4 protein-coding genes are annotated in these 5,439 nt (G+C 54.7%); all 4 read left to right on the forward strand.

Features of this window, described 5'->3' with window-relative positions:
• Positions 1 to 286 precede the first annotated feature (286 nt).
• Positions 287 to 484, forward strand: coding sequence for a ribbon-helix-helix protein, CopG family (locus tag HY26_RS16115; protein ID WP_112074114.1), 198 nt, complete (start codon positions 287 to 289; stop codon positions 482 to 484).
• Positions 481 to 3,600, forward strand: coding sequence for an anti-phage-associated DUF499 domain-containing protein (locus HY26_RS16120; RefSeq protein WP_112074115.1), 3,120 nt, complete (start codon positions 481 to 483; stop codon positions 3,598 to 3,600). Before HY26_RS16115 ends, HY26_RS16120 begins: the two co-directional genes overlap by 4 nt.
• Before the next feature lie 2 nt (positions 3,601 to 3,602).
• Positions 3,603 to 4,223, forward strand: a complete 621-nt coding sequence (locus HY26_RS16125; protein WP_112074116.1) for an anti-phage-associated DUF3780 domain-containing protein — start codon at positions 3,603 to 3,605, stop codon at positions 4,221 to 4,223.
• On the forward strand, positions 4,220 to 5,439 hold a 1,220-nt coding region (locus HY26_RS16130; RefSeq protein ID WP_146740262.1), incomplete at its 3' end, for a DUF1156 domain-containing protein. The genes HY26_RS16125 and HY26_RS16130, both read left to right, overlap by 4 nt.

The following is a 5,439-nucleotide window of genomic DNA, read 5'->3' on the forward strand; positions in this document are numbered from 1 at the left end:
GACGCACCGTCCGCCCACCTGACTGATGGGAAGAGTTATTGAGGCGGAGGGAGGCATTCGATGTTGACAGTCACCTACTTCGGCACATGACGCACATATTCCAGGAGAGCGGCACCTTGATGAGAAGGACGCGCTTCAAGCATGCGACTACTGAACCAGATACTTGCCGAGATACAGTGAGAGTTGGCAATGAACGCGTCAGAAAAATGCCGAAAATTAGCAATTGCGCCTTTGCACAAATCAACAGATGATGCGTTTTGCAGTACAAATGCAGTGAGATGGAATCATGACAAATACGAAGTCGGCAACGCTGACCCTTCGAATTGACCCAGATTTGAAAGAGGCCCTTCGCGCAACTGCAGACAAGGAGCATCGATCGATCGCCAATATGGTCGAAGTGATGATCATTAACTATTGCGCGACACACGACGAAGCCGACAGCGACGTTGAACGCGAGAAACGTGGCAAGGACGAAACCGAATGATCAAGACCGTTAAACAGGCCTGCGTATTTAATCCCGTTGTCCGCGATTATCGGATGGCACAAGGTATCGAGAATCTTTCAGACCTTATTACCGATGAAGGTGATGGGCGCGCCTTTTTCTCCAGAAATTTCGTCACCAAAGGTATGGAGCAGCTCTTCAAGGAAGGCATGCTACGGCTTTCAGGAAAGTCCGATCAGGCTGTATTCGAACTAACGCAGGCCATGGGTGGTGGTAAAACGCATATGATGGTCGCCCTCGGATTGCTGGCTCGACATTCGCATTTGCGCCCCGAGAATCTGCCAGAAGAGTTGAACAGCCGCGTCGACTTCGGTCAGGCACGCATCGCAGCTTTTAATGGCCGTAATAGCCCGGATAATTATCTCTGGGGCGAGATCGCCGAACAGCTTGGTGCAGGCGACAAGATCAGGCCTTTCTGGGCAAACGGGCCGAAGGCCGTCGATCAGAGGATGTGGAAAGAGATCATTGGCGATGAGCCAACCCTGATTCTCCTCGATGAGTTGCCACCCTATCTCCAAAACGCGGCGACCCAATCATTCGGTCAAGGAACCCTTGCCGACATGGTCGTCTACAGCCTCAGCTCACTGATGAGCGCGGCAATCGAACTGCCCAATTGCGCCATTATTGTTGCGAATCTAACCGGAAGTTATGCGAACCAGACAAATGCCCTGAAACAGGCCATCGAGAACCTGAAGTCGGAAACCCGGCGACAGGCTATGACGATCACACCGGTGCAATTGAACGGCAATGAAATTTACGAAATTCTGAAGAAACGCCTGATTGACGAGCTGCCCGATGAGCGCGTCATCACCGATGTCGCAGAAGAATACGCCGCCCAGGTAAAAAAAGCGGAGAGCGGCGGTTACATAGTTGCGTCCAGTATCGAGCAAATCACAGAACAGGTGCGTGAAACATATCCGTTTCATCCGTCCTTCAAACACCTCGTTGCGCTGTTCAAGGAAAACGAGGGGTTTCGGCAGACGCGCGGACTGATGCAATTCACCGCAAGACTTCTGAAGAGTGTCGAGCAAAGAAAATCAGACGATGTCTTCCTTGTCGGCACGCAGCATCTTGACCTTGAAGATGATCAGGTTCGCGACGAAATCGAGCGTATTGCGCCGGCCTTGATCCCTGCAGTCACTCGGGACATTGCCGATGATGGCAACGCCATTGCTGAAACAATCGACGGCGAACTCGGAAATGACGCTGCCCAACAGGTCATGACGCTGTTGCTGGCGTCATCTCTATCACGCGCTGTTGGTGGGCGGATTGGCTTGTCGGATAGTGAGATCATTGAATTTCTATCGGCTCCGAACCGAAAGCCGGATGAATTTCTTGAAGCGCTGACCCGCCTCAGGGAGCAGGCTTGGTATCTCCACCGCGAAGACCAGAGGTTCTTCGTCAAGGAAACGGAAAACCTGTCCCGCCAAGTCGAACGCACGGCCAAGGAAATTCCACAGCCCAAAATCGATCAGGCGCTGATCAACCGGTTGACTAGCATCCTGCAGCCGCAGAGTCGCAAAGCTTACCAGGACTTGCAGATCCTGCCAAAACTCGATGATCTTAAACTTAGTGGTCCACGCGTCCTTATTGTCATCCGGGCTGACGGCAAAGTGCCACCCAATGAATTGCAGAATTTCTTCGACTATCAGCAAGACAAAAACAACATGCTTGTGCTGACGGGTCAGGACAGCCATCTCGCAGACGCTGTTGAAGACAGGTTGCGCGAGCTCTATGCGATTGAACAAATCGCCAAGCGCCTCAAAGCGGGCGACACACTTTTCGAAGAGGCTCGTGACCGGTCAGAAGAAGCCGAAGACCGGTTCAATAAAGCGCTTTCGGCGGGCTACAACCGTCTCTACTTTCCAAGCGTTGAAGTCACAGACGACAGTGAGCGGCTGTTGGCGGTCACTATCGACAATGGGCTCAAGATCGGCAGCGGCGATCAGTCCGCAGAGGTTCAGATCGAGCGGCTATTGGCGGGTCCAAGCGCCAATTACAAACTCACTCTCGATCTTTCCAGCAATTTCGAAGAAGCCTTCGCAATGGCCGAAGCGTATCTCTGGCCGTCAGGGAAAGATAACCGCCGCACACCGTGGAAAGACGTTGTCAGCCGCGCGCGGAGTAATCCGGCCTGGTCATGGATGCCTGGGTCTGCTGGCATGGACACGCTGAAGCAGGAAGCGCTCAAGCAAGGCCGATGGCGTCTTGGCGAAGACGGCTATATCGAGAAGGGTCCATTCCCGACGGAGAAGTCCAGCGTCAACGTCATGGTGCAGGCTAGCGGGGATGACGGAGATTCGATCCTGACCCTTACACCTCGCCATGCAGGTGACAGTCCGGTCATTCGGTATTCAACAAACCCCACGCCAAGCAAGGATAATCCGATTGTTGATGATCCGGAGACCTTCAAGACGAGTGAGGGAACGCTGTATTTTTTCGCAGAAGACCCAAGCAATCATTACGAAGCCGGACCTCCCGTCCGGTGGCTTGCTGATATCAAGGTCCGGCATCAGGTTGATCCGGCGGCCGACAAGCGGCTGGTCACACTGCAAGCGACACCGCGTGCTACGATGCGGTACACAATTGACGGATCAAACCCGAAGGATGGCGCAGAGTATGCTGCGCCGTTCGAAATTGGTTCAAACGAAGTCCGATTACTCGTTTATGCGCAGGCCGGTGAAGCGACCAAGACTGCAGATTTTAGAATTGCTGCGCGGGGAGATACCAGCGTTCAGGTCGATGACGCAAAGCCTGCCAAGCTTCAGAAAAAGCGGGTCACGCTCGATAACACCGACAAGGTTTTCGGTGTGATCAACAAGTTCCGCGACAGTGTAAATACGCAGTTCAAGGGCGTCAGGATCGAAATCGGCCAAGGCGAGCACACAGTATCGGTTCGCTTTCAGGAGCGTGAGATTACCGCTGCGATGATCGAAGGCGTGGTCAACAGCCTTCGCGAGGTATTGAATGACCATGCCGCGCCGCTTGCCGTCACCATTTCTGACGGCATCGCCTTCGAGAGCGGCTTTGACGTTAAGGAGTTTGCAAAATTGGCCAGCCTCGACTTGCGCCCCGGCGATGTGGTGCAGGAAGGCTGAACATGGCACGGGCGAGCACATCAAAAAAGACAGGGCCGGAACAGGTCGCCAAGCCGACGCTCGGCTTCGGCGTTCCTGCGACGTCTGATCCGCATCATTTCCTCGTCCTGATCCCCAAGGGCAATTCCGGCCGCGTTGAAATCCGGGAATATCTTGGCTTGCAAGCGACGAGCGACGAGTTCTCGGTCATTGACCGTGTCCGGATCGATCGTCCTCGGTGGACAGCGATCCGCAGTGAAGTGCAGCGGGCGTTCAATGCGCGCCTCAAGGGCCACGATCTCACGACGTCTGCGTGGAAGGTCGGCGACAACAAGGTTGACCGGCTTCTCGGCAAGGAGCTCTGCGTGCTCGCCTGGGCGGTGGAAGACATGGAGATGGAGAAGATCCCCGTCGCCGTGCGCAACTGGCTGGCGCTGCGGCCCGAAGAACGCTGGTGGCTGTTCGGCATGACCGCCATCGCGACGGGCACGATCCATGATGCCGGCAAGGGCTGGCGGCTCGCCCTCAAACACGCGCTTGGCGATGTCGCGCAAAGCGATCTGCTTCAACCCCGCGCGCGCCGTGCGCTCAGCAAGCCGGGCGATCGTCCCACCCTCGACCTCTTCCAGGACGATACCGAATGACCAAACTCACCCCCTTCGCCCTCAAAGACGCCCCCGCCCTCATCGAGTCGGTATTCCCGGCACAGAAGGTCTCATTCGAGGCTCAGAAGGAACGGAAAGCAAATCTGGGGCAAACGCTCACGGGCTTGGGGTCGTATTGGAAAGGCCGGAAGCCGCTCATTCTCGTGCGAGCTATCGTACTCGGCTCGTTGTTGCCACAGACTGGATCGCCGGAAGAAGACCTCGAAATCTTCGAAAAGCTAATGGCGTTCGATGATGAAGGGCTCGCACGACGCGCCTTGGTGCAGAATGCCCTAAATCCAGCTGAAATCGCAGCGCGGATCGAGCTCGATAACCCGTGGGATTTCTTCCAAGCCTCAACGAAGGGTTCTGACCTGACTGAGCCAGATATCGCTTCAATGAGTTTTCCGCTCGACGCTATTGAGCTGGGGCTGAAACTATCTTGGCAGCGCGGCCTCAGCGATGACGAAAAGCTACCCGTCTTCCGCAAGCTCATAGCCTCATATGCGACGTATGAAGAGAAGGCATCAATCGCGAAGCGCCCCGAAGAACTTGATGAAGCGTGGCTACTTCAGCCGGTGTGGACCGACATTCAGCGAGCCTACAGAACGTTCGGCATCAACGCGGCTTCGATTGCGGAACTGGTGGAGCAACTCGGGGTTCTGCGGTTTGGACATCGTCCAAAAATTGGTGACACTTTCTCCGGGGGGGGGTCGATCCCATTTGAGGCGGCCCGGATTGGCTGCGATACTTACGCCTCGGATTTGAACCCAGTTGCCTGCATGCTCACTTGGGGTGCGTTGAATATAGTTGGATCATCAAAGCAGCGCCGGAAAGAAATAGAAGAAAATCAAAAACGTGTGGCGCTTTCTGTTGATGAAGAGATAACTCAACTAGGAATCGAGCACGACGGGGAAGGAAACCGTGCCAAGTCCTACTTGTATGCACTAGAAACTCGTTGCCCGGAAACTGGGTGGCTTGTACCACTGGCCCCTAGTTGGGTTATCTCGAAGCAGCGCAATATCGTTGCAGTTCTAACCCCTAATCATGACGAGAAAACTTTCGATATTGACGTTGTGATGAACGCTTCAAACGAACAAGTGCGTTCTGCGTCAGTTGGTACAGTGAATGGTGGTGCACTCGAGTACGAGCTTGATGGAAAAACATTCCGGACGCCCATAAAGACTGGTCTGCCCCACCGGAGTGGTCCACCAGA

The sequence above is a fragment of the Hyphomonas sp. GM-8P genome (assembly GCF_003263315.1).
GTDB lineage: Bacteria > Pseudomonadota > Alphaproteobacteria > Caulobacterales > Hyphomonadaceae > Hyphomonas.

Coding starts and splice junctions, on each gene's coding strand:
- HY26_RS16115 (WP_112074114.1), top strand. CDS start 287: ATGACAAATACGAAGTCGGCAACGCTGACCCTTCGAATTGACCCAGAT.
- HY26_RS16120 (WP_112074115.1), top strand. CDS start 481: ATGATCAAGACCGTTAAACAGGCCTGCGTATTTAATCCCGTTGTCCGC.
- HY26_RS16125 (WP_112074116.1), top strand. CDS start 3,603: ATGGCACGGGCGAGCACATCAAAAAAGACAGGGCCGGAACAGGTCGCC.